The organism is Bacillus sp. AFS002410 (assembly GCF_002556365.1).
Taxonomy (GTDB): Bacteria; Bacillota; Bacilli; order Bacillales; family Bacillaceae_G; genus Gottfriedia.
The window spans coordinates 44,449-68,752 of record NZ_NUEU01000014.1; the positions used below are offsets into that span (position 1 = coordinate 44,449).

General features: G+C 32.4%; 22 protein-coding genes. 10 read left to right on the forward strand and 12 right to left on the reverse strand.

Annotated features, from left to right (window positions below; translation table 11 throughout):
• Positions 1-208 precede the first annotated feature (208 nt).
• A complete protein-coding gene (locus tag CN692_RS11135; RefSeq protein WP_179865489.1) occupies positions 209-1,411 on the reverse strand; it encodes an NAD(P)-dependent malic enzyme in 1,203 nt (400 codons plus the stop codon).
• Positions 1,412-1,574: 163 nt separating this feature from the next.
• A complete protein-coding gene (gene dnaE / locus CN692_RS11140; RefSeq protein ID WP_098119232.1) occupies positions 1,575-4,919 on the reverse strand; it encodes a DNA polymerase III subunit alpha in 3,345 nt (1,114 codons plus the stop codon).
• A gap of 225 nt (positions 4,920-5,144) precedes the next feature.
• Here dnaE and CN692_RS11145 point away from each other — a divergent pair, with 225 nt between their 5' ends.
• Together CN692_RS11145 and ytrI are read left to right on the forward strand one after the other, a co-directional pair.
• On the forward strand, positions 5,145-5,480 hold the full coding sequence (locus tag CN692_RS11145; protein ID WP_306659816.1) for a YtrH family sporulation protein: 336 nt from the start codon (positions 5,145-5,147) through the stop codon (positions 5,478-5,480).
• On the forward strand, positions 5,480-5,983 hold the full coding sequence (gene ytrI / locus CN692_RS11150) for a sporulation membrane protein YtrI (RefSeq protein ID WP_098119233.1): 504 nt from the start codon (positions 5,480-5,482) through the stop codon (positions 5,981-5,983). Before CN692_RS11145 ends, ytrI begins: the two co-directional genes overlap by 1 nt.
• 47 nt (positions 5,984-6,030) lie before the next feature.
• Here the strand turns inward: ytrI and CN692_RS11155 are convergent, their stop codons facing one another.
• Positions 6,031-6,969, reverse strand: coding sequence for a DHH family phosphoesterase (locus CN692_RS11155; protein WP_098119234.1), 939 nt, complete (start codon positions 6,967-6,969; stop codon positions 6,031-6,033).
• A gap of 93 nt (positions 6,970-7,062) precedes the next feature.
• On the opposite strand from CN692_RS11155, the gene CN692_RS11160 reads away from it, so the two are divergent.
• On the forward strand, positions 7,063-7,353 hold the full coding sequence (locus CN692_RS11160) for a YtpI family protein (RefSeq protein ID WP_098119235.1): 291 nt from the start codon (positions 7,063-7,065) through the stop codon (positions 7,351-7,353).
• Positions 7,354-7,460: 107 nt separating this feature from the next.
• Entirely contained in the window at positions 7,461-8,480 is a 1,020-nt protein-coding gene (locus CN692_RS11165) for a hypothetical protein (RefSeq protein WP_098119236.1), read from the forward strand.
• A gap of 327 nt (positions 8,481-8,807) precedes the next feature.
• On the opposite strand, the gene CN692_RS11170 is transcribed toward CN692_RS11165, so the two are convergent.
• Both CN692_RS11170 and CN692_RS11175 read right to left on the reverse strand, forming a co-directional pair.
• Positions 8,808-10,124: a DRTGG domain-containing protein gene (locus CN692_RS11170; RefSeq protein ID WP_098119237.1), complete on the reverse strand. Its 1,317-nt coding sequence runs from the start codon at positions 10,122-10,124 to the stop codon at positions 8,808-8,810.
• A gap of 129 nt (positions 10,125-10,253) precedes the next feature.
• On the reverse strand, positions 10,254-10,940 hold the full coding sequence (locus CN692_RS11175) for a metal-dependent hydrolase (RefSeq protein WP_098119238.1): 687 nt from the start codon (positions 10,938-10,940) through the stop codon (positions 10,254-10,256).
• 192 nt (positions 10,941-11,132) lie between these two features.
• On the opposite strand from CN692_RS11175, the gene CN692_RS11180 reads away from it, so the two are divergent.
• The gene (locus CN692_RS11180; protein ID WP_098119239.1) at positions 11,133-12,227 is read left to right on the forward strand and encodes a M24 family metallopeptidase; all 1,095 of its coding nucleotides are present in this window, start codon (positions 11,133-11,135) and stop codon (positions 12,225-12,227) included.
• Between the two features lies 1 nt (position 12,228).
• Positions 12,229-12,762: a GNAT family N-acetyltransferase gene (locus tag CN692_RS11185; protein ID WP_098119240.1), complete on the forward strand. Its 534-nt coding sequence runs from the start codon at positions 12,229-12,231 to the stop codon at positions 12,760-12,762.
• A 110-nt stretch (positions 12,763-12,872) separates the two neighbouring features.
• On the opposite strand, the gene ald is transcribed toward CN692_RS11185, so the two are convergent.
• Positions 12,873-14,006 carry an alanine dehydrogenase gene (gene ald / locus CN692_RS11190; RefSeq protein WP_098119241.1) on the reverse strand — a complete coding sequence of 378 codons (1,134 nt, stop codon included), beginning with the start codon at positions 14,004-14,006 and terminating at the stop codon, positions 12,873-12,875.
• Positions 14,007-14,202: 196 nt separating this feature from the next.
• A complete protein-coding gene (locus CN692_RS11195) occupies positions 14,203-14,973 on the reverse strand; it encodes an SDR family oxidoreductase (protein WP_098119242.1) in 771 nt (256 codons plus the stop codon).
• Positions 14,974-15,343: 370 nt separating this feature from the next.
• Between CN692_RS11195 and CN692_RS11200 the strand changes: the two genes are divergently transcribed.
• The gene (locus CN692_RS11200; RefSeq protein ID WP_098119243.1) at positions 15,344-15,667 is read left to right on the forward strand and encodes a hypothetical protein; all 324 of its coding nucleotides are present in this window, start codon (positions 15,344-15,346) and stop codon (positions 15,665-15,667) included.
• 243 nt (positions 15,668-15,910) lie between these two features.
• Here CN692_RS11200 and CN692_RS11205 read toward each other — a convergent pair whose 3' ends face one another.
• The 3 genes from CN692_RS11205 to CN692_RS11215 form a co-directional block, all read right to left on the reverse strand.
• Positions 15,911-16,756, reverse strand: a complete 846-nt coding sequence (locus tag CN692_RS11205; protein WP_179874420.1) for an EcsC family protein — start codon at positions 16,754-16,756, stop codon at positions 15,911-15,913.
• Positions 16,757-16,864: 108 nt separating this feature from the next.
• Positions 16,865-18,052 (reverse strand): acetate kinase, encoded by a 1,188-nt coding sequence (locus tag CN692_RS11210; RefSeq protein ID WP_098119245.1) that lies wholly within the window; start codon positions 18,050-18,052, stop codon positions 16,865-16,867.
• 90 nt (positions 18,053-18,142) lie between these two features.
• The gene (locus CN692_RS11215) at positions 18,143-19,135 is read right to left on the reverse strand and encodes a class I SAM-dependent methyltransferase (protein WP_098119246.1); all 993 of its coding nucleotides are present in this window, start codon (positions 19,133-19,135) and stop codon (positions 18,143-18,145) included.
• A gap of 320 nt (positions 19,136-19,455) precedes the next feature.
• Between CN692_RS11215 and CN692_RS11220 the strand changes: the two genes are divergently transcribed.
• Complete coding sequence (locus tag CN692_RS11220; RefSeq protein ID WP_098119247.1) at positions 19,456-20,187, forward strand: hypothetical protein; 732 nt, start codon at positions 19,456-19,458, stop codon at positions 20,185-20,187.
• A 15-nt stretch (positions 20,188-20,202) separates the two neighbouring features.
• On the forward strand, positions 20,203-21,525 hold the full coding sequence (locus CN692_RS11225; protein WP_098119248.1) for a glycosyltransferase family 2 protein: 1,323 nt from the start codon (positions 20,203-20,205) through the stop codon (positions 21,523-21,525).
• Positions 21,526-21,561: 36 nt separating this feature from the next.
• On the opposite strand, the gene CN692_RS11230 is transcribed toward CN692_RS11225, so the two are convergent.
• Entirely contained in the window at positions 21,562-22,602 is a 1,041-nt protein-coding gene (locus tag CN692_RS11230) for a phosphatidylglycerol lysyltransferase domain-containing protein (RefSeq protein ID WP_179874421.1), read from the reverse strand.
• 163 nt (positions 22,603-22,765) lie between these two features.
• On the opposite strand from CN692_RS11230, the gene proC reads away from it, so the two are divergent.
• Positions 22,766-23,572, forward strand: coding sequence for a pyrroline-5-carboxylate reductase (gene proC / locus CN692_RS11235; RefSeq protein WP_098119250.1), 807 nt, complete (start codon positions 22,766-22,768; stop codon positions 23,570-23,572).
• A gap of 147 nt (positions 23,573-23,719) precedes the next feature.
• Here proC and tpx read toward each other — a convergent pair whose 3' ends face one another.
• The gene (gene tpx / locus CN692_RS11240) at positions 23,720-24,220 is read right to left on the reverse strand and encodes a thiol peroxidase (RefSeq protein ID WP_098119251.1); all 501 of its coding nucleotides are present in this window, start codon (positions 24,218-24,220) and stop codon (positions 23,720-23,722) included.
• Between the last annotated feature and the right edge of the window lie 84 nt (positions 24,221-24,304).

The following is a 24,304-nucleotide window of genomic DNA, read 5'->3' on the forward strand; positions in this document are numbered from 1 at the left end:
ATTCCTATTATTTATTCAACTTAAAAATTATAAAATGTCTTCAAAAAATATATTATACAATTTTTTTAAAAACCCTTTAATTTCAACAAACTTTGCGCTTTTTTTACCACAACTAAATATTATATCAGATAAAAAAGGATAGTACTACATTACTTAATTTTAGTACTGTAATACTATCCCCTTTATTATTGTTATCTGGTAATAAATGTTATTTAATTAAAGCAAGTTTTTTTGTTTTTTCTTCAATTTCCTTTGGGTCAACATTCATACGAGCAACCCCTGTTTCCATTGCAGCTTTTGCAACACTAGCAGCTACTTTTGGCGCTACGCGTGCATCAAATGGAGCTGGGATAATAAAATCAGGTGATAGTTCAGATTCACTTACTAAGCTTGCAATTGCATGTACTGCAGCAATTTTCATTTCTTCATTAATATGTGTAGCACGAACATCCAACGCTCCACGGAAAATCCCTGGGAATGCAAGGACATTATTTACTTGGTTAGGATAATCACTTCGACCAGTACCAATGACTAAAGCTCCAGCTTCTTTTGCATCTTCAGGCATAATTTCTGGATCTGGGTTAGCCATTGCAAAAATAATTGGGTTTTCATTCATTGAACGAACCATCTCTTGTGTTACCGCACCTTTTACAGAAACACCAATAAATACGTCCGCTCCTTCAATTGCCTCTTTAAGACTACCTTGAATTTTATCTTTATTAGTATATTTTGCAACTTCATTTTTAACACTATTCATACCACTTGGACGACCTTCGTAAATCGCTCCTTTAGTATCACACATGATAATTTGGCGTACACCAAATCGGTACAATAATTTTAAGATAGCAATACCTGCAGCACCTGCTCCATTAAGAACAACTTTAATATCCGCCATATTTTTATTAACTATTTTTAGAGCGTTAACTAAACCTGCAAGTGTAACGATTGCTGTTCCATGTTGATCATCATGGAAGATTGGAATATTTGTTTCACGCTTTAAGCGTTCCTCTATAATAAAGCAGTTTGGAGCTGCAATATCTTCTAAATTTATTCCACCAAATGTAGGCTCTAATAATTTAACTGTTTGAATGATTTGCTCTACATCTTGCGTATTTAAACAGATTGGAAATGCATCAACACCAGCAAAGCTTTTAAATAGCGCAGCTTTCCCTTCCATAACAGGTAATGCAGCCTCTGGACCGATATTGCCTAATCCAAGAACGGCAGAACCATCAGAAACGACACCAACCATATTACCTTTCATCGTGTATTCATACACTCTGCTTTTTTCTTCGTAAATTTCTTTACATGGCTCGGCAACACCTGGTGAGTACGCTAAACTTAGTTCTTTAGCATTCGTAACTGGTACCTTAGAAACCGTTTCTAATTTACCTTGGTGTACTCTATGCATATGTAATGCTTCTTCACTTAATAATGACAAACTATTCACTCTCCCTAATGTCGACGAGTTGACTTTTCAACTGTATACTTCTCAGTTATTTCTCTTTAAAAAGCAATGTAATTTTTTTTTGAAAATACATATGTTTATAATAAATGATTTTGAAGAAGAATGTCTATTTCTTTAATACAACATTACCGTCTCCAACAATATTTTTTAGCGCTGAAAGACATCCTACTGAAGGATTTACATAATATTGCTCAGATAATTGAACTGCCTTTTTTTCTTCATCGTAATAAAGAACTACCTTCGTATGTCCTTTATATTTAGCGATTGTTTGTTGTATTGTGTAAGAAATATTTTTATTAGTATGTCCCGTTATTTTAATAAATAAAGTATACTCTTTCTGCTCATTTCTTTCTTCCATTTCTTCAATTGTAAGTACTTCATTTATGATTAATTGCTTTCTTTCATCCCGTTCATCGATTTTTGCTTTTACGACTACTACTTCTTTTTCTTTTAATTTGTGGCGGTACTTTTCAAAGGTAGTTGGAAACACGACTGCATCGATTGAAGTACTTAAATCTTCTACTTGTAAAAAAGCCATATGCTGTTGTTTTTTTGTTTTTGTAATCCGTAAATCCTTAATATAGACAAACAATAAATGCTCCGTATCTTTTTTCATCAAAATTGACGAAATGGTGGAAGTCCCACTTTCAATATGCAATTTCTCATATTGGCTAATTGGATGACCTGTTAAATACGTACCTAATGCTTGTTTTTCCAATTCAAGCTTGATTGAAATTTTCATTGGATCTACTCTAATAATTTCAGGTTTCGGAACAAAATCTTCATCCAGAAATAAGTCAAATTGATCTTCATTTTCAGGTCTTACGATATCCACATAATCAAAAATAATATCGATATTAGCTAATAAAGTTGCGCGATCAAGATTAAACTCATCAAAGCATCCTGCAAAAATCAAATTTTCAATACTCTTTCGGTTTAATGCTTTTGGAGATATTTTAATACATACATCAAAAAAATCTTTATACGGGCGTTTCTGTAGAATTTCTCTTACAGTAGCCATACCAATATTTTTAATTGCCAACAAACTAAATCGAATCCCATTCCCTTCAACGACAAATGCATACTGACTTTTATTAATGGAAGGCGGGTAAATAGGAATCCCTTTTAATTTCGCTTCTCCAATATAATTCGAAACTTTTTCTTCACTTCCTATAAAGCTTGATAAAAGTGCAGCATAAAATTGAAGTGGAAAATTCGCCTTTAAATAGGCTAATTGATAGGCAATCATACTATAAGCTACAGCGTGACTTCTGTTAAAACCATAATTAGCAAATTGAACAATTAAATCGTATACTTCATTTGCAACTTGCTCATCATAACCTTTAGAAATTGCACCTTCTACAAAATGAATTCTTTCTTCATCTAAAACTTCCTTCTTCTTTTTACTAACTGCTCTGCGAAGTAAATCAGCTTCACTTAAAGTAAATCCTGAAAGAGTAGAAGCAATTTGCATGATTTGCTCTTGATAAACGATTACTCCATAAGTTGGTTCTAATATTTTTTCTAAAACTGTATGAGGGTATGTCACCTTCTCCAATCCATGCTTATATTGTATAAATTTTGGAATTTGTTCCATTGGACCTGGACGATAAAGTGCGTTAACAGCAACTATATCTTCAAACTGATTTGGCTGTAATTGCTGTAATACTCTTCTCATCCCTGATGATTCTAACTGAAAAACACCTGAAGTATCTCCTTTACTTAGGATTTCAAATGTTTTTTGATCCTCTAACGGAATCTCTTCCAATTTAATTAATTCGCCCTTTGTTTCGTAAATTAACCGACAGACCTCTTCTAATAAACTTAAGTTTCGAAGTCCAAGGAAGTCCATCTTTACTAATCCTAGCTCTTCAAGTATTTCAGCAGGATATTGAGTTAAAAACACCCCGTGATTCCCCTCTTGTAGCGGGACAACATTTGTTAACGGAAGCTCAGAAATAATGACACCTGCTGCATGAATACTTGTATGTCGTGGAAGACCTTCAACACGACATGCTACTTCGAAAATTCGTTTATGAATACCGGAATGTTCTACGTGGCTATTAAATGCTTTTGATTGTTCGTAAACATCTATTAATGAAATCCCTAACGTTGAAGGAATTAGTTTAGAATACCGGTCAATCTCTGATGGCGCCAGTCCCATTACCCTTGCAATATCTCTAATTGCCGCTTTTGCACCTAAAGTTCCAAACGTAATAATTTGTGCAACATGAACCTCACCATATTTTGATGCTACATAATCAATCATTTCATCACGTCGATGATCTGGGAAGTCAATATCAATATCGGGCATCGTAATTCTTTCTTCATTTAAAAATCGTTCGAAAAGTAAATTATAATGAATTGGATCGACATTAGTGATCTTTAAAACGTATGCTACTAATGATCCAGCTGCAGAACCACGTCCTGGTCCAACCGCAATTCCTTGTTCATGTGCATATTTAATAAAATCCCACACAATGAGGAAATAATCATTGAATCCCATCTTATTAATCGTGTTTAATTCAAATTCTAATCTATGCTTAAGTTCATCATTCATTTCCCCGTAACGCTCAATTAGCCCTTTTTCACAAACAATTTTTAAATATTCAACTGTTGAATATTCCTCAGGGACTGGATATTTAGGCAATAGAGGTTGATGAAATGGAATTGTTAAATCGCATAAATCTGCAATATGTAAAGTGTTTTGAAAGGATTCCTCTTCATCCGCAAACAAACTTAACAATTCAGTTTTAGTTTTATAATAATATTCACTCGAATATAGTCTTGGCCTTGATTCATCCGATAACTTAGTACCGTTTTTAACAGAAAATAATGCATCTTGAATAAGTGCATCATCTTTTTCAATATATCGAACATCATTTGTAATCACTAGCTTTATATTTGTCTCTTTTTGGAGTTGCTTTATTAATGGGTACAGAGCTCGATTTTCAGGTAATCCGTGATCCTGAATACTTACGTAAAAGTGATTGAAAATTGTTTGATACTCTTTTAGATGCAAGGTAGCTCTTTCAATATCACCATTTAAAAGTAAGTTTTCAATTTCGCCTTCTAAACCTGGGGTAATTGCGATTACTCCGCTACTATATGCTGATAACCATTTTTTAGGAATTCCTTGTGGTGATTTTGTTCCGATAATACTTGTCAGTTTTAAAAGATTTTGATAACCAGTCAAATCTTTAGCTAGTAAAATCAACGGATAAGACTGCTGTTCATCCATTAAAATCGAAAGCTTCACCCCAACAATAGGTTTAATTCCTGCTTTTTGACACGCATGATAAAAAGGAATTACACCGTACATGACATTTTCATCTGCAATTGCAAGCGCAGGATGTCCTTCTTTTACAGCAGCGTTTATTAATTCATCTATTTTACATGCGCTTTGTAATAAGCTATAAGAACTTTGAACTTGCAAATGAACAAAACTCATCTACATCCTCCTTACCATCTTTAGTTAGATTCTTACTTATACTTATTTAGCAACGATTTATTCGAAACCAACAGTTTAATATAATCTATTCTATCACAAAATGCGAACTTACATTCTATTTTCGTTCGTAAAAATTAAAACAAATCTTTTCTTAATAAACTTACTTTAATACTCATCATACACATCACACTTTGTCCATATATATTATTGAAGGAGTGAGGACAAGTGGAGCTTAAGTTGCCTTTTATACCGGCGTTAATTTCAATGTACTTTATTTCACTAGGAATAATAATCGGTGGATCCATAATTGGTTCAATTGGATACTATGTGATCGGTCAGCCACCGCTTAGTAGCATGTATGACTTATCAATGAAACTACGAATTTGGGCAATTGTTGGGGCGATTGGTGGAACATTTGACACTTTTTATAGTTTTGAAAAAGGTTTATTTGAAGGTGAAACAATTGAATTTATTAAACAAATTTTCATGATTATCGCTGCTATGGGAGGCACTCATACCGGTACAATCCTTATCCAATGGTTTACGGGAGAACATGTTTAATGAAAGCTCCTCCAGAACGACTCTCACATGCTTGGGCAAAATTTTTTGTAGGCATATTTTTCGGATTTATTATTAGTTGGCTTGTCTTTATCTATATGTATGGTGTTACAGAAGAAGAGCAGGTTAAACAAATATCTGAATTGAAAATGCTCAATAATGAATATTTAAGAGATAAAAATATATTAATTGAAAATACGGAACGGTTGAACAAAGAAAACAAACGAAATTTAACAGTACAAGAAATCAAAGTTACAATATTAAATTCCAAACAATACAATTTAAATTTATTCACACAAAATCAGATTATTAGTGATGTAAAAAATGACCTAAGTCATTTACTCACACAAGACATAAAAAGTGTTTCTCAAAATCGAGAATTATTAAGGCGAGCAATCGAAAACAAAGTTTATATTAAAGACGATCGGCGATTTAAACTTGAAATCGATACGATATACTTTGATACTGTGTTAGAAATTACATTAAAAATAAAAAGTACAAAATAAATGAGAGGCTATTCATTACGATAAGCCTCTCATTTTATTTTTTAATCTTACTTCTCTTCTTTACAAACCTTTTTAAGTTCTTCAACAACTTTTTCTGTTTCTTCCCACGAGAAGACTTTTGCTCCAGATGCAAGCGGGTGCCCACCACCATTAAACATAGCAGCTACTCCATTTATAACTGGACCTTTAGAACGAAGACGTACTCGAATTAAATCATCTTCCTCTAAAAATATTACCCAAGCTTTTACGCCCTTTATATGGCCAAGCGAACTTACTGCTAATGAAGCTTGCTCAGAGGTTACATTATATTCTTCCATTAGAGCCTTCGTCATATTTATATGACCGACACCTTCTTCTGTAAGTTTGAAATTTTGAAGAACATATCCATTTAAATGAGCCATCTCAATTGATGTTTCGTACATATTGTCATAAATTTCGTTTATTGAGAAATCCTTCTTAATTAAATTGCTAGCGGCATGAAAAGTTCTTTCGGTCGTACTTGGAAATAGAAATCTGCCTGTATCTCCAATGATTCCTGCATAAATTAATCTTGCAACTTGGTCTGTAATGACTAATTGCTCATTACTACTCTCAGCAAGTTCAAATATCAACTCACTTGTTGAGCTAGCAGTTGTATCAACATGCATAATATCACCATATGAATCCACATTCGGATGATGATCAATTTTAATAAGTTTCTTTCCATTAGTATACCTAGCATCATCTACTCGCTCAGTATTCGCTGTGTCGCACACAATAACAAGAGCATCATCATATACTTCGTCTGCAATTACATCCATTTTATGTAAATACTCTAGCGATTGTGGTAATTCTCCTACTACATATACTTTTTTTGCAGGATAACTTGCTTTAATCATCTCTGCTAAACCGCACTGTGAACCAATTGCATCTGGGTCTGGACGAACATGACGATGGATAATGATCGTATCAAATGAATGTATATCTTTTAATATTTGTTCTTTCAATGTTAAACTCTCCTTTATATGAAAACTTTTGAAATATAGTTTCTATGACTGTAAAATAGAATTATGTATTAGTTATTGAAAGGTGGAAGCTAAGTGGATAGCATCGCAACAGTCTTAATTATATCTTTTCTATTCTTCTTATTTTACGTTACCAAATTTTTCTTTACAAGCGAACTACTTACAAAAAAAATTGCTGGCTCGCGTGCAAGAATTACTTTTGGTTTATTCCTATTACTTTATGGTGTAAATCAAATGGTTAACAAGCTTGAGTTATTAACAATTTGCATTGGAATTGTGTTCATCATATTTGGTGCGGCAAATCTATATCGTGGATATTTACAAAATAAGCACTATAAAGCAATTGAAAATAAACAAACTGCTTAAAATTAAGTGCAATCAAACGACCAAGAGTGTAAACAATTACACGGGGGATCACAAGAAATACAAAGAATTTAAGATAATAAAAGAAATCTAGAAGGTGCGAAAACAACATGATGACAGAAGAACTATTTTCATCGAAATTTGATGAACTTGTAGAATTATCACATTCTAGTACCAAGCTTCAAAAGCTACTTTCTTTTGCGGAAGAATTAGAAAACCAAGAGGAATGGGGCTATCTATATTATGTCAATATGGAATTAGCAGAAACCGCTTTCTCTATCGGTGAAATAGATTTGTTTATTGATACCTTTTTGTGGTGCTTAGATTTATATGATCAAAATGAAGAACGCATAGAGCAAGAACAAATCTTATGGTATTACAAATGGCTATTAGAAATTTTACCACATTCTCTCAGATTCTCTTTAGAAGATATTCAACAGTATTTCGAGGACTTTAAGAATCGTTTAATGATTGCAAACTATTCTTTAAGACCTTATTTTCAGGCTTTATATGTAATGAACTTATATTTAAATAAAATTGATCTTGCAGAGCAAAACTATCAACTATTTAAAAAATCTCCAAGAGATGATTTAAGTAATTGTGAAAAATGTGAATTGTATGGTGATATGATTTATTTTCTAAAAACTAAAAATCTTCAAGAAGCGTTAACGATCCAAAATCAAATAATGAATAGCACAGTTGATTGTGACGAAGCAATTCATAAATCCTACTCAAAATTACTTCTGCCATTATTAGAAGTAAACAAAAAAGAAGAAGCACTACTCATTCAACAAAAAGCTTATTTTGTAACCTATAATCGTTCAAAGTACATCCCTGAATTAAGTGAGCAAATTATCTTTTTAACTCATTGTGATCCTGACAGAGCGATCGAAATGTTCTATAAACATGTAGATTTATGTGACAATCTTTCAAATCTAGCATATAAATTTGAATTTTGGCTTGCAGCATTATATATAGCGAAAAAATTAAAATTAAATGAGCAAGATTTTATTTATGATTTAGAAAAGCTAGAAAAAATTGTCTATGACCTAGCGAAGGATTTTGATACTAGAAACGAAAACAATGAATTTGTTAATAGAGTTAACAAACTACTTTCAAACTTAAAATAAAAGATGATTAGGCAGGGGCCAGTTAGTTCCCTGCCTTTTTCTAGTTTAGAAATACGAACAAAATGTGTACTTTGTTTATAGAGTCGTGAACTTTGTTCATAAAGGGACGGGTTTTGTGCATAAAGCTCAGACTTTTGTGCGTATTTTCCCTGGTTTTGTTCATATACTCCGACTTTCATGCGTATTGTGTGTGCGTTGCTATGTTCATATGCTCAGTTTTATCGTGCGTATTGTGGTTTCGTTCATAAAAGGAGGATTTCCCCAAAAAAAACACTAGGAAACCTTACTTCCTAGTGTTTTTCAAATCTATTTAAAACAGCCTCGATATTATCGATCTAATAATTGCATCATCATTAATGCTTTGCCTACTAATATTCCTTGTTGAAATACTTCAACGTCTACCTTTCCAAATTTACGACCTAGTTCTAGAACTTTTGGTTTTATTTCAATTACGTCATCAATTTGAACTGGCTGAACGAAGTAAATTGTAATATTTTCAACGATTAAGTCCCCTTTTTTCATATCGCGAACAGCACGTTTGCCCGCCTCGGTTACAATCGTCGTAAATACGCCATGTGACAGTGTTCCGATTACATTTGTCATTTGCGGAGTTACATTACATCTTATAGTGAAGTCGTCATTTTTTTGTTCTTTATTATTATGGAATTGACTAGTAACAATATCATCAATTGTTTCGCCAACTTGAGGCTGACGTTGTAATTGTTGAAGTGCTTCAAGTACATCTTGACGACTTATAATACCGATTAAGTTATTCGATGAATTGACAACTGGCAGAAGCTCGATTCCTTCCCAAACCATCATTCTAGCAGCTGCTGCTACTGACATCTTTTCGTTAACACTAATCGGTTGTCTAGTCATTACTTTATCAATTCTTTGGGTACGTTGTTCGTTAATGATATCTTTTGAGGTTACGATTCCAATTAATTTACCTCGATCATCGACTACAGGATATCTTCCATGCCCAGTATCTCTATTATGCTCATACCATTTTTCTACTTCATCTGTTGGAGATAATGTAGCTGTTTTTTCAGTTGGAATCAAAATATCCTCTACTAATACTATATCCTTTTTAATTAATTGATCATAAATTGCTCTATTTATTAATGTCGCGACAGTAAAAGTGTCATAACTTGAAGAAATGATTGGCATTTTCATTTCATCTGCCAGACGCTTAACACTTTCATCCGTATCAAATCCACCTGTCACTAAAACCGCTGACCCTTCTTTTAGTGCTAGTTCATGCGCTTTCACTCGGTTTCCGACGATCAATAAATTATTTGCACTAATATATCGCATCATTGCATCAAGTTGCATAGCACCAATAACAAACTTATTCAGTGTTTTATGTAAGCCTTCTTTACCACCTAAAACTTGTCCATCAACAATATTAACAACTTCGGCAAAAGTTAATTTTTCAATATTTTCTTTTCGTTTCGTTTCAATTCGAATCGTACCTACGCGTTCAATCGTACTAACAAATCCTTTGTTTTCCGCATCTTTAATTGCTCTATACGCAGTACCTTCGCTTACACTTAAATCTTTCGCAATTTGCCTTACCGATATTTTATGACCGACTGGTAGTTGTTCAATATGTTCTAGTATTTGATCGTGCTTTGTAGTCAATTACCTCACCAAGCTTTCAATGGTTGTATTAATATTTTTATTAACTATTATATAACAATTCATACCATGAAAAAAAGCACGTTTCAACGTGCTTTAAAAACTGTACTATAAATTTCTATATAATTTGTATTACACTATTGAAATTGTTGTATTTGCCTCGTGAATGAAACCATTTTTCTTCGGTAATTTTTCTAGGAATTCATTTGGATCTACTTGGATTGGTGGGAACGTATTATAATGCATTGGAATTACTTGCTCTGCGTTAATCCACTCTGCAGCAATTACTGCATCGTCGATTCCCATTGTAAAATGATTTCCTATTGGTAGATATGCTAGATCAATCTTTTCATATTCACCTAAAGTTTTCATACCTCTATAAAGCGCAGTATCTCCTGCATGATAAATCGTTTTTCCAGCAATTTTTAGTAAAACGCCAGATGGCGGACCAACATTAATGATTTGTTTATTTTCTTCATCAACTATGCTTGAACCATGAATTGCTTCAACTAATTTTAATTTTCCAAAAGAAAATTCTTTTTCTCCACCAATATGCATAGGAACAACTTTCACTCCTTGCCAAGAGATCCAAGTTGCTAATTCAACTGGAGCAATAACAGTCGCATCATTTTGTTTAGCGAGTTCAACCGTATCACCTAAATGATCACCGTGACCATGTGTTACATAGATATAATTCACTTTAAGCTCGTTTACTTTCACATTAGTATGTGGATTTCCGTTAATAAATGGGTCAATAATAATTGAATCTTGACCATGCTCTACTAAAATAACACTGTGCCCAAAATATGTAATTTTCAAATTAAGTCGCTCCTTTATAAAAAATTAGTCTCTACCACATTTTAACAGATTATTTTCCATTACAAAAATAAGAAAAAAGTTAACTATTTTACGAAATTCGATAAAAAATGGTAAAATACTACTGATAAGAACTGTAAAGACTTTTTTTGTTTATTGCAGTAATTTTTGTTTTTTTAAGAAAGGATGTTACAAATGGAACACCGTATACAAAATCTATCAACTTGGTTAAAAGAGCAAGATATTCAACTAGGATTTATTACATCTACTGAGAACGTATTTTATTTAACAAATTTCCATTGTAATCCACATGAGCGTCTTTTAGCTTGTCTAGTATTTCCAAATCATGAGCCTATCCTTGTTTGTCCACAAATGGAAGTTGGACATGTACAAAATGCTGGTTGGAAATATGATGTAATCGGCTTTAATGACAGCCAAGATCCTTGGGCTATGATTCAAGAATCATTAGCAAACCGTAACATTACAGTAAATCGTATGGCAATCGAAAAAGAACATCTTCTTGTTGGTCGCTATGAAAGATTAGTACAACTTTTCCCTGGTGTACAATTCCTTGCGGCTGAAGAAAAATTACATGACTTACGATTAATTAAAGATAGTGAAGAAATTCGTCGTATGCAAGTTGCAGCTGAAGCAGCTGACATGGCTTGCCAAATTATTGTTGATCGTATTGCTGAAGGCAAAACAGAAATGGATCTAATTGCTGAAATGGAATACGAAATGAAGAAAAATGGTATTTCTAAAACTTCATTTAGTACGTTAATTTTAACTGGTGCAAACTCAGCGCTACCTCACGGAAATCCTGGTACTAACCCTATTAAAAAAGGTGATTTCGTACTAATGGACTTAGGCTTTATCGTTGATGGATATTGCTCTGATATTACTCGTACAGTAATGTTTGGTCAACCAAATGAGCAACAACGTGAAATTTATGAGACTGTATTAAAAGGTCAACTTGCTGCAATTGAAGCAAGTAAACCAGGCGAAGTATTAGGTAATGTTGACCGTGCTGCTCGCCAAATCATCTCTGACGCTGGTTATGGTGAATATTTCGTGCACCGAATTGGACATGGTTTAGGAATTGGTATCCACGATTATCCATCAGTAAATGACTCAAATACTGATATTATTAAACCTGGCATGTCTTATACAATTGAACCAGGAATTTATGTTCCAAATGTTGGTGGAGTACGTATTGAGGATGATATCGTTATTACAGAAACAGGTGCAATTACGTTAACGAAGTTCCCTAAAGAATTAATCATTCTATAATATGAATCAAAACCAATTAATAAAAATTCGGCAAGTCCTTCCTTCTGACGTTCCTATTATGCATAAGTGGGAATGCGATGATGAGCTTGGTAAGCTTGTAGGTATCGAAAAACCTCGTTCTTTAGAGGAAGTAGTACAAGGTTATGAAAAGTACTTTAACGGACTTAAACCAAATCTTCATTTGTTTACGATTGAATACAATGGGATTTGCGTTGGAAGAATTGAGTTAGGGAATCTAGATCAAGAGAATAATCACGCTGCTTTTGGAATTGTAATTGGAGATCAATCAATGCATAAAAAAGGACTTGGATCATTCGCTTTAAATTACCTACTACATTATTCTTTTAATGAACTAAAACTCGTAAAAGTATATGGTGAAGTATATGACTTTAATATTGCTTCACAAAACTTCCTTACAAAATTAGGCTTTCATTTAGATGGTATATTGCGTAAGCATGAGTATTTTAAAGGTGCTCATCGTGATATGTATCAATATAGCATTTTGAAGGAAGAATTTAATTCTTGTACAGAATAAATACAATCAGAAAACCCCATCTTCATTTTATTGAAAATGGGGTTTTCTTTACCTCTTTTGCTCATTAAAAAATCCCTTTACCAAAATTGATAAAGGGATTTAACGATTTATTAGTTTGTAGAAACAGACGTACCTTGTAATAAAGTAGTTGCTTCTTTATATTCTAAACCATGTGCTTCAGCTACTGCTTCGTAAGTTACATACCCATCAAGAGTATTAATACCTTTGAATAAAGCAGAGTTATCTAAGCAAGCTTTTTGGTAGCCTTTATTAGCAATTTGCACTGCATAAGGAACAGTAACATTTGTTAACGCCATAGTTGAAGTACGAGGTACAGCACCAGGCATATTTGCTACAGCATAGTGTACTACTCCGTGTTTCTCATATGTTGGGAAATCATGAGTTGTAATGCGATCTGTCGTTTCGAAAATACCACCTTGGTCAATTGCAATATCAACTACAACTGAACCTGGTTCCATTGATTCGATCATTTCTTTTGTTACAAGTTTTGGAGCTTTTGCACCTGGAATTAATACTGCACCGATTACAAGATCCGATTCTTTAACCGCTTCAGCAATATTGTAAGGGTTTGACATTAAAGTCGTAATTTGATGACCAAAAATATCATCTAATTGACGTAAACGATCTGGGTTTAAGTCAATCATCGTTACGTGAGCACCAAGACCAACAGCTACTTTAGCAGCATTTGTTCCAGCTACACCTCCACCGATGATTGTAACTTTTCCACGACGTACTCCCGGTACTCCACCTAATAAAATACCTTTTCCGCCTTTGTTTTTTTCTAAGAATTGAGCACCGATTTGAGCAGACATACGTCCAGCTACTTCGCTCATTGGAGTTAATAATGGTAATGTGTTACCAACTTGTACAGTTTCGTATGCAATACCAACTACTTTATTATCAATTAAAGCCTTCGTTAATTCAGGCTCTGGAGCTAAGTGTAAATATGTGAATAAAATTAATCCTTCACGGAAATATCCATACTCACTTGGAATTGGTTCTTTAACTTTCATAACCATTTCATTATTCCAAGCCTCTTGCGCTGTTTCAACAATTGTTGCGCCAGCTTTTACGTATTCTTCATCAGTAAAACCTGAACCAAGTCCAGCACTTGTTTCAATGAAAACTGTGTGACCATGTCCAACTAAGTTCATTACTCCAGCTGGTGTCATTGCTACACGATTTTCGTTATTTTTTATTTCTTTTGGTACACCAATACGCATGTTATTTCCCCCTGAAATATAATTGATTCGTGCCTCTTTGATGAGCTCTATTTATTAAATAAATAATACATTTTTATATTAACACAAAACATAAAGACAGAAAATGAAAACGCTTAATTTCTTATAATAAATATTAATTCAGAATCTTTCTTACTATAAATTATGCTTAAATTATGGAATTGTCCCATCAAACTCATCATAATGGATTATGTCTATATTTGTTAATTACATCTAAACCACCTGTAATTTCAAATATATCTCCTGTTATAAAATCAGATTCTTCCTTACATAAAAACTGCACCATTCTAGCAATGTCTTCTCCAGTACCAGACCTACCTACCGGTGCTAGCCCTTTTCCATCTCTACTTGCTTCATCTCGATTTACTTCTTTCATATCGCCAAAAATATCACCTGGACAGATCATATTAGATGTTATTCCGTTTTCTGCTTCTTCATAAGCAACAGTTTTAGTTAATGATACTAGCCCTACTTTTGCTGCGCTGAAAGCAGATCGATAAATCCATCCCGATGCCGAATTAGCACCTTGAAAACCATAGTTAATAATTCGCCCATATTTTTGGTTTCTCATTATTGGAATAATTTGCTTTAAAAGATAAAACACACTGTGCAAATTTCCATACATCAAGTATTCCCACTCTTCATCTGTGTAGTCAGCCAGTTTTTTACGGTTAAATAAATATGGTCCAGCATTATTAATTAAACAATCAACCCTACCGAATTTCTCCATCGTTTTTGAGACAATCTCTTTAATAAATACTTTATCGGAAATATCACCTTTTATAAAAAGAATGTTATTTAAATAGTCCTTCCATTCTTCTTTACGTTGTATGACGGCCTGCTCATCCGAAAAGTATGTAACAGTGACTGAATATCCTTCTTTTAAAAATGATTCAGTTACTTTCTTCCCTAACCCCTTCGTTCCTGCCGTTATAACAGCATGTCTCATAAAACTCTTCCTTTCAAATCTAAATAATTTTATATAGGTGAAAATCATCTAGATAACTCAATCAATTGTATGTATAAGCAAGGTCATAAACTTTCATTCTAAATTTTAGTAAAACCTTTAACACAAAGTCGTTCCTTAAAAATCCTGTCATTATCTTATACAAAAAAACTGTAATTTAGTAAGATTATTTTATTAAATGATAACTATGATTTCTATTATTTTGAATTATTTTCCTTTTATTTTAATTATTTTTATTTTTAGTTTTTTGCTCTTTTCACTAAATCCGAAATCTAAATTATAAAATTTTACAATTCAATTTGTTTCACTTATTTTTTTCAATGTATAATATACTCGAGGGGAGGAGTAAAAAATGTTACAAGATTATTTTTCATACGATGAACGATTAGGTATTTTTCTACCCAGCTTAAAGTTAGATTGGGAAGATTACTCTTTCGATCAACAACAAAAGATTCTTACAGAATGGGAATATATCCGTGGTGAAATACCTGATCTAATTAAACGCTTAGAGTTTTCAATTAATGATAAGCAAGAAAAATTAAATCATGAGTCTGATTTTGTTTTGAGCTGTAAACTAAATTCTGACATTGCAGATTTAGCTTCTATCATTAATGATCTTTGGATTTGGTTTAGAAGTAACCAACAAATGTCGAATGATACAAAAATACATGGTTAAAAAGCCAACATCTAGTTTGTTGGCTTTTTTCACGTGTTGAAAAAAGCACTTTTCAATCAATCAACAATATCTTCAATGTAAAGGAAGTTGTACGTGGTTGATTTCCACTCTAACAAGAGCCATTACTAAAAATTTGATGTATTACACAAACAAATCATCTAAAAAACAAAGAAATAATATCATCAAAAGAAATTCATTAAATAGTTAATTTAATAACATTTTAACTATGGACTATGGATTTTTTTATTCTTCTAAAGCAATTCGTTTTGATAATATTCGATATTGATAAAATTGTTTCGTATACTCTAATACATTTTTGGTAAACGATTCATTCCATTTAGATCCTACCGTGACCCCTAATAATGGAATACCACCAAATAGCTTTTTCCTCAATGAATGTATGACGAATAACTTACTCATTTGTAATAGGAGCGTATAGTAGAAACCTTCTCCTTTAAATTCATTTTCCCAAGTCGCAAATACATCATCATCTTCATGCTTTTGAATATCTGTCATTAAATGATTCCATATAACATATTTCTCAGGTAACGGGAGAATTGCACCTTGAAGTACTTTTAAGCTACACTCCATCTCTTTTGGAATACTAACATCATATCCATAACAAAGTGCTATTTCTTGTACCGATTTCAGATTAATTAATAATATTGCAGGCAGGTCTCCAAATAAGGCTAGTTTTGAACTCGTTCCGCTGATCCCACCTTGAACACATGAAATGATTAATGCTTTTGATATTTCTTGCTCAGCTAAAAAATTTAGTTGTCTTAATGGTAATTTTCTTAAATCACTAATTATCTTAATATCACTTTTCAAAATTTGAGCTCGATTTAGAATATCTAGTTTCTTTTCTTGAAAATGTTTTGATGATTGTAATAATGACTGTGTGTGGAAAAAAGCAGTTGAAAAAAAATCATTAAAGGCATTCGAATAGTCTTGAGGAATTTTCTGAAGGAGAAGATTAGAAGCTTTTTGATAGATCTGCTCAAATTTATTTAAATTTTGATGCTGTTGTTTCTTTTCAATTAAATCGTTCAGTTCAATCCATAATTTAAATTCCGTCAACTGATCCATATTATCACCTCGAATATAAAAAAACGTAGAGCAAAAATGTGATCTCATTTAAAGAATATGAGGTCAACTATTTTTGTATGCTCTACGTTCATTATTCAAATGGAATTATTACATTCCAACACGCATTACGTCTCTTGCGATCATAACTTCTTCATTTGTAGGAATAACGATAACTTTAACTGGTGAGTGATCAAAGCTAATGAAAGCTTCTTTTCCTCTAAAGTTGTTTTTACTTGGGTCAAAATAAACTCCCATAAATTCAAGACCTTCTAAAACGGCTTGACGAATTTCCGGACCATTTTCACCAATACCAGCAGTGAAAATAATTGCATCTACGCCCTTCATACGAGCAGCGTATGAACCTAAATATTTGTGGATACGGTTTACGAAAACACTTTGAGCGATTTTCGCACGTTTATTACCTTCTTCAGCAGCAGTCTCAATATCACGAAGGTCACTTGAGAATCCAGAGATTCCAAGCATTCCGCTTTGTTTGTTTAATACATCAAGTACTTCCTCAGCTGTTTTGCCTGTTTTCTCCATAATAAATGGAATTAAAGCAGGGTCTAAGTTACCTGAACGAGTCCCCATAGTTACACCTGCAAGTGGAGTGAATCCCATTGAAGTATCAATTGATTTTCCACCATCAACTGCAGCAATACTTGCACCATTTCCTAAGTGACATGAAATGAATCTTAACTCTTCAAGAGGTTTACCAATCATTTCAGCCGCTCTCTCAGTTACATACTTATGAGATGTACCGTGGAATCCGTATTTACGAATACCAAATTGTTTATAGTACTCGTAAGGTAAGCTATAAAGATAAGATTCTTCAGGCATTGTTTGATGGAATGCAGTATCAAACACTGCTACTGCAGGAACATTCGGTAATAGTTCTTTAAACGCACGAATACCAACTAAGTTAGCTGGATTATGAAGTGGAGCTAAATCAGAAAGTTCGTCAATTTGCTTCTCAACTTCTTCAGTAATTACTACAGAATCAGTAAATAATTCTCCACCATGAACTACACGATGTCCAACACCATTAATTTCATCATATGAAGAAATTACGCCTAAACCTGTTAGCTTTTCAAGAAGCATTTTAACTGCTACAGAATGATCTGTGATATCAGTAACTTCTTTAATTTTTTCACCATTTACTGTAATTACAAATACGCTATCCTTTAAACCGATACGCTCTACTAAACCAATTGTAAGTACTTTTTCACTAGGCATTTCAATTAACTGGAACTTTAATGACGATGAGCCTGCATTAATCGCAAGAATATTTGCCATTCTTCTACATCTCCTTTAAACATGAAACTGTTATATTTTATTTATCGAAATTATTATAACACAAATTAGTTTACGTGTTTAAAAGTTCAATTATTGTAAATTTTCTTTAAACCATTCATTCATTTGAATCATGATATTTTCAATTGCCTTCATATTAGTTAACTTAGGGAAATCAACTAATAAAGCCTGTTTTGGCTTGTTCATATTTTCTGCATTTTTTCGGATTATTAATATACTTTTTTGATGTCTTTCATCTTTAAAGGCAGATACTGGCAACTGTATCAATCCTTGAATGACGCCTGTTTCATTAATATAGCTCTGTAACTGTGCTGATTGTTCAGACGTAAATAGATGATTTGGAACTAATGAAATGAAAAATCCACCAGATTTTAAGTAGTTCATACTTTGCTCAATAAATAAATGATGAGCAAACGACATACCTTCTTTTGCTTTTAGAGCAAAATCTTTTGAACGCTCAGCGTTTGGATAAAAACCAATAGGCAAGTCACAAACAACAAGATCAACTGGATCAACAAATAACGGTGCCAAACTATCTTGATTAAATAATTCAACTTCGTGTCCTAACAAATTGCCAATAACAAACGCGATCTTAACTAAAACGTCATCCACATCAATCCCAACAGAAGCAGTAAATTTATCCTTTAAAGAATTTAAAATTGTTAATAAAAGATTACCCGTACCAATTGCCGGATCTAATATCGTTAAATTTTGTTTTCCTTCTGTCAGCTTTCCAACTAAGTAAGACATAATAAAAGCAATGCCATCAGGAGTCATTTCATGGTTTGTTTGCACCCCTTGTTTCATACCTTTTAAAATTGCTAATTGAAAAGCTCTTCGAATGCTTTCATTATCCTTTGATGCTGACGAAAATTCATTAATTGTTTTCATAAGCTTTTCTTTTTGTAAGTCATTAATCTCTTCTTGTAACACTTCGCGCTCAAAGAAATTTTCCCCAGTTTCAATTAATGCCTCTAAATAGGATATTTCTAAATTATCTTTTAAACATTCTGTCGATTCATCTATGTAATTAAATAAAAACTCTACTGAATTCTCTTTTACCATTTTGTATTCCTCACCTTCAAAATTGAACAGTCATTGTTTCTCATTATACGTATGCATTTAAAGCGTGTCCACTTTATAGAAATGGCAGACCTATTATGATGAATCTCTCAAGTTGAAGGGATGAGAAAATATTCTATAGATTAATCTTAATACAAAATTAAGCTTGGATATATTTAACATTGTGAATATTTAATGACTTTCAAAGTATTTTTTAATTTTTCTAATATAATAAACAAGGATTGTTATGAATTGAAAGAAGGAGTGGGAGCAAATCAATATTAGATCAGTAAGGCATTTATATAGGAAAACGGGGTTATTATATGTCGAATTACTATAAATTAGCTCTTTTTTGGATTTTACAGGTTATTTGTTGCTTACTTTATTTAAATTTTTCACCAAGTATTCAACAAGCCATTTTTTTAACAATAGCTTTTATTATTAGCGCTATTGTATTTACTTTCACTTCTACAATACTTTCATTTACTTATTATGTAGCAATAACACTTCTATCCTCTTTTTATTATATGTATTTGGCATTATCACAATCGTGGACACCTATTGATCAAAGAGATCATATTATAGCTCACTTTATCTCGATCGCTTCTTTATTTATTTTATTTATTTCTAGCTATCATTTTAAAAAGATCGCTAAAGAAAATATTGCCTTATCAAAAAAACTAAAGGAACTTGAAGGATATATCTTAAATACGAAAGTGTTGTCACAAAGAGAATTTGAAAATCGTGCCGAAATTGTTATGAATGCAATGAAACGAAGAAATGAAAATGGTTATTTAATAACGATTAATTTAGCTAAATTGAAAAAGAATATAAGAAAAAGTATATTTTATGATTTGTCGGATGCCGCTTTAATTTCTGTAAGAAATCAATTTGATTTAGTAGGTCAGTTTGAAACTGGAGAGGTTAAAATACTTGTTCAAAATACAAATAAAGATGGTGTCGACATTGTATTAAATAGACTATTTGCTAATTTTAATAAAAAGATTGACTCAAATATAAATAATCAACTAATTATTAATACAACTTTGATTTAATTGAGGTGAAATGAAGTGCGTGTTTTTCTTGTTATATTTAGTTTCATTTTACTATGTATAGGTATAATTGCTGTTTCTTTCTTTTATGGCATTAAAGTGATTTTACTTTTTTCAACTTTTTTATTTATCACATTATTGTTATATTATTCCCTTTTAACTGTAGCTGGACTTTATTTCCGTTCAAAATCGCATAAGGAATTTCAGGTTAAAGAACCAATTACTAATTATCCAAGTGTTGATATATTAATCCCCGCTCATAATGAAGGAGTTGTTATAAAAAATACTTTGGCTGCTATGGCAAAAATTAAATATCCTGGATTGCTGACAATTTATTTACTAGATGATAATTCGCAAGACGAGACTGGTGAAATTGCAAAGGAATTTGCTGATGCATATAGTCATTTTCAACATATTAAAGTTCCTTCTGGAGAACCAAAAGGCAAATCACGAGTTTTAAATTATGGATTAAGCATCTCAAAAGGAGAATACTTTTGTGTTTATGATGCAGACAATCAGCCTGAACCAACTGCATTAAAAAAATTAGTTGAAGCAGCACTTGTTACAAAAAATTCAGCAGGAGCGGTCGGTTACGTTAAAACAATAAACGAATCAACGAATTGGTTAACCCGAATGATCTCGATTGAATTTCAAGTTTTTCAATTATTGATGCAATCTGGTAGGTGGCAATTGTTTAAAACTGGTTCTCTTACTGGAACAAATATGTTAGTTAAAAGAGCCGTCATAAATGAACTCGGCGGATACGACCCATATGCGATCGCGGAGGATGCTGAATTAACTTTAAGGATCACACAAGCAGGATACTTTCTTCCAATCGTTCCAAATTCAGTTACATGGGAGCAAGAGCCTGAGACAATTAAAGTGTATATAAAACAAAGAACTAGATGGTTACAAGGAAATTTATATATTCTTGAGAGAGTTTTTACTACACCAGGCTATTGGAATGGTCGATTAATTATTCACTCATTACACCAGTTATTAGTCTATGTAGTATTTTGGATATTTTTAGTCATATCCTATAGTTGGTTTATACTAGGTGTACTTGGTTTATTTTCAATTCACTATACAATCCCACTACTCTTTATTTGGTATCTTTCATATTTAGTTTATACGGCCCAACTGTTCAGTGCACAAATTGCAGAAAAAACGTTAAGTCCAATTAATATTTTCTGTTCATTTATCATGTACTTTACCTATGCGCAGCTATTTACGTATTTATTTGTAAGAAGTCTTGTATTGTATATAAAAGCAAAAATAAATAAAAAAACAATCGGTTGGGATAAAACTACTCGTTTTACACATCAAAAAAACTTATTTTAAACTAGATAAACAAAAAACCTCTATTTTAGAGGTTTTTTAACTTATTTTCACCTTTTTGAGGATTGGTTTTTTTAATCTAGTTATATAATTTAAGTTTTTTTGTCCGTGGACAAGAAGGTACAAAGATGTAATGACCGACATTAGAGTATACGGCTTATAGGCTAAGTACTTTGACTCCCATTTGTTCGCAAATTTACTTTTAAACGTCAATAATCCTTTAAAGTTATAAATTGAGTTACCATACTTAAAAATGATCTTTGCGAATTTTTCAATATAAGATGCACTTGAATCTAATCCGACATTCGCTAGCGGAGCCATTCCAAGGCTGCAGCTTTTAAACCCATTTTCTTTAGCCCAAAACATAATAGAAACAAAAAGCATATCCATCGTTCCATATGGTAATTCTTTTAAATATCTCATTAAATCAATCGTTATATTATCACCTTGTATCGGCAATGTTGTAAAAGCAATGACTTGACCATTTATATTTCTTAAAATTCCTACAGGAAAATTTGAAACATAATCAAAATGGAATGATCCTACTGAAAAAGACAATTCTTCCCTACCATTTAACCATTCATCCGAAACTTCTTTTAATTCTTGAAGTAGTTCAATCGAATGACCAGGCATATTTACTTCAAATTGATAGCCTTGTCGAATAAATTTATTCCTTTTTGTTCTTAGTTTTGCTCCTTTTTTGCCTGTAATTTCAAACTGTTCAAGTTCAACAATTGCTTCTTCACCTAATTTTAACAACCGATAACCGGCTTTTTCATATAACATTTTTGATTTTTCATCTATTTGATAAAAGCTTGGAATACATTTAATACTTTTACAATAATTTTCAAACTCCATTAACTTTTCAAAAGAAACCTCTCCAATTGGATCGCATAAAACAACTAATTTGTTACTTTGTTTACGATAAATAAATGCAGACTTTTGATCTTCTGAAAGAAATACTTTTTTATCACCAAGTAATCCCAGATGAGTTAATGATGTCCCACCATATGTATCAATAAGTTGTTGAATGATCTCAATTGTAGTTTTATGATTTGATTCTTTTAAAATTGCTTTCATAATACCCCCTAAATATAGAGTCATATTTCTCAATCTTTATTTTACAAAAAATAATTCTAAGTGTGTATCCAATTCATCGAAATATTTTAATAATGTATTATTTGGTAATATTAAACCCCTCCTGTATAATTCAATTTATTAAACTTATTGGATGTGAAAATGTATGAATAAGAAGATTGGTTTTATTGGATGCGGAAAAATGGCCCAAGCCATGATTGGTGGGTTGATCGATTCAAATGTGATTGAAAAAAATCAGATTTATGTAAGTGCAAGGTCAAATGAGACGCTTGAAAAAGTTAAAAATTTATACGGGGTTTTAACTTTAAAAAGTAATATCGAGTTAGCTCAACAAGTTGATTATTTGTTTTTAGCTGTGAAACCTGATTTATATCCAACAATCATTGAAGAAATTAAAGAAGTAGTTTCACATAACACTGTCATCATTACAATTGCTGCTGGCATTACTTTAGAAGGTGTAGAAAAGTCATTTGGTAAAGAAGTTAAAATTGTAAGAACAATGCCAAATACACCATCTTTAGTTAGGGAAGGTATGAGCGCTCTTTGTCATAATCATATTGTTACTGAAAATGAACTAAATGAAGTTATGGAGATTTTTAATAGCTTTGGAAAATGCGAAATAGTTAATGAGAAATTAATGGATGCAATTCCTGCTATAAGCGGCTCGTCACCTGCATATGTTTACTTAATGATAGAAGCATTAGCGGATGGGGCTGTTTTACAAGGAATTCAAAGAAACCAAGCATATAAGCTAGCTGCTCAAGCAGTTTTAGGAGCTGCAAAAATGGTACTTGAAACTGAATTACATCCTGGCGAATTAAAAGACCAAGTATGTACACCAGGTGGTGCAACAATCGAAGCAATTGCTGAATTAGAAAAGCAAGGCTTCCGTTCATCAATTATTTCGGCAATGGAGCGTTGCACTGAGAAATCAAAGTCATTAGGAAATTAAATTATCAAAGCGTTGACTAACCGTAATAATTAGTTTTAATCAGATTCACACTCACATTTAAATGTGGGTGTTTTTTTATCACGAAATATAAAAAAACTGCCGAGATCTACTCGACAGCCTTTTAACTCTTAATTGAGTTATTTTAAATTATTTAGCAGCTTTTACAGCTTCGATTGCTGCTTCATAGTTTGGATGAGTTGTACCTTCAGCTACGTACTCAACGTAAGTAACAACATCATTTGAGTCTACTACGAATACTGCACGAGCTAATAAACGTAATTCTTGCATTAATACACCAAATGCTTCACCAAAAGATGCATCACGGTGATCAGATAAAGTATGTACATTTTCTAAACCACTAGCAGCACACCATCTTTTTTGTGCGAATGGTAAGTCCATAGAAATTGTTAAAACTTCTACGTTTTCTACGTTTGATAATTCTTCGTTAAAACGACGAGTTTGTGCATCACAAATACCAGTGTCTACAGAAGGTACTGCGCTAATTAAGCGAACTTTACCAGCTGAAGCTTCTAAAGTTACTGGGCTTAAATCATTTGCTAAAACAGTAAAGCTTGGAGCTTTTTCTCCTACTTTTACTTCTTGGCCAACAAGAGTTACTGGATTGTTTTTAAATGTTACAGATGCCATGTTATTTCCTCCCAAAATTACAAAATGTTCACAACATTTATCTTACTGGAAGGACACCTTGATTGCAATTAACTTTACTTAAAT

What these genes read in the sequence shown, in the direction of transcription:
- dnaE (WP_098119232.1), bottom strand. Translation starts at nt 4,919, where the DNA reads ATGAGTTTTGTTCATTTGCAAGTTCAAAGTTCTTATAGCTTATTACAA.
- ytrI (WP_098119233.1), top strand. Translation starts at nt 5,480, where the DNA reads ATGAAAGCTCCTCCAGAACGACTCTCACATGCTTGGGCAAAATTTTTT.
- tpx (WP_098119251.1), bottom strand. Translation starts at nt 24,220, where the DNA reads ATGGCATCTGTAACATTTAAAAACAATCCAGTAACTCTTGTTGGCCAA.
- CN692_RS11195 (WP_098119242.1), bottom strand. Translation starts at nt 14,973, where the DNA reads ATGAGACATGCTGTTATAACGGCAGGAACGAAGGGGTTAGGGAAGAAA.
- CN692_RS11210 (WP_098119245.1), bottom strand. Translation starts at nt 18,052, where the DNA reads ATGGCAAATATTCTTGCGATTAATGCAGGCTCATCGTCATTAAAGTTC.
- CN692_RS11200 (WP_098119243.1), top strand. Translation starts at nt 15,344, where the DNA reads ATGTTACAAGATTATTTTTCATACGATGAACGATTAGGTATTTTTCTA.
- CN692_RS11165 (WP_098119236.1), top strand. Translation starts at nt 7,461, where the DNA reads ATGATGACAGAAGAACTATTTTCATCGAAATTTGATGAACTTGTAGAA.
- CN692_RS11185 (WP_098119240.1), top strand. Translation starts at nt 12,229, where the DNA reads ATGAATCAAAACCAATTAATAAAAATTCGGCAAGTCCTTCCTTCTGAC.
- ald (WP_098119241.1), bottom strand. Translation starts at nt 14,006, where the DNA reads ATGCGTATTGGTGTACCAAAAGAAATAAAAAATAACGAAAATCGTGTA.
- CN692_RS11205 (WP_179874420.1), bottom strand. Translation starts at nt 16,756, where the DNA reads ATGGATCAGTTGACGGAATTTAAATTATGGATTGAACTGAACGATTTA.
- CN692_RS11220 (WP_098119247.1), top strand. Translation starts at nt 19,456, where the DNA reads ATGTCGAATTACTATAAATTAGCTCTTTTTTGGATTTTACAGGTTATT.
- CN692_RS11230 (WP_179874421.1), bottom strand. Translation starts at nt 22,602, where the DNA reads ATGAAAGCAATTTTAAAAGAATCAAATCATAAAACTACAATTGAGATC.
- CN692_RS11180 (WP_098119239.1), top strand. Translation starts at nt 11,133, where the DNA reads ATGGAACACCGTATACAAAATCTATCAACTTGGTTAAAAGAGCAAGAT.
- proC (WP_098119250.1), top strand. Translation starts at nt 22,766, where the DNA reads ATGAATAAGAAGATTGGTTTTATTGGATGCGGAAAAATGGCCCAAGCC.
- CN692_RS11215 (WP_098119246.1), bottom strand. Translation starts at nt 19,135, where the DNA reads ATGGTAAAAGAGAATTCAGTAGAGTTTTTATTTAATTACATAGATGAA.
- CN692_RS11135 (WP_179865489.1), bottom strand. Translation starts at nt 1,411, where the DNA reads ATGCATAGAGTACACCAAGGTAAATTAGAAACGGTTTCTAAGGTACCA.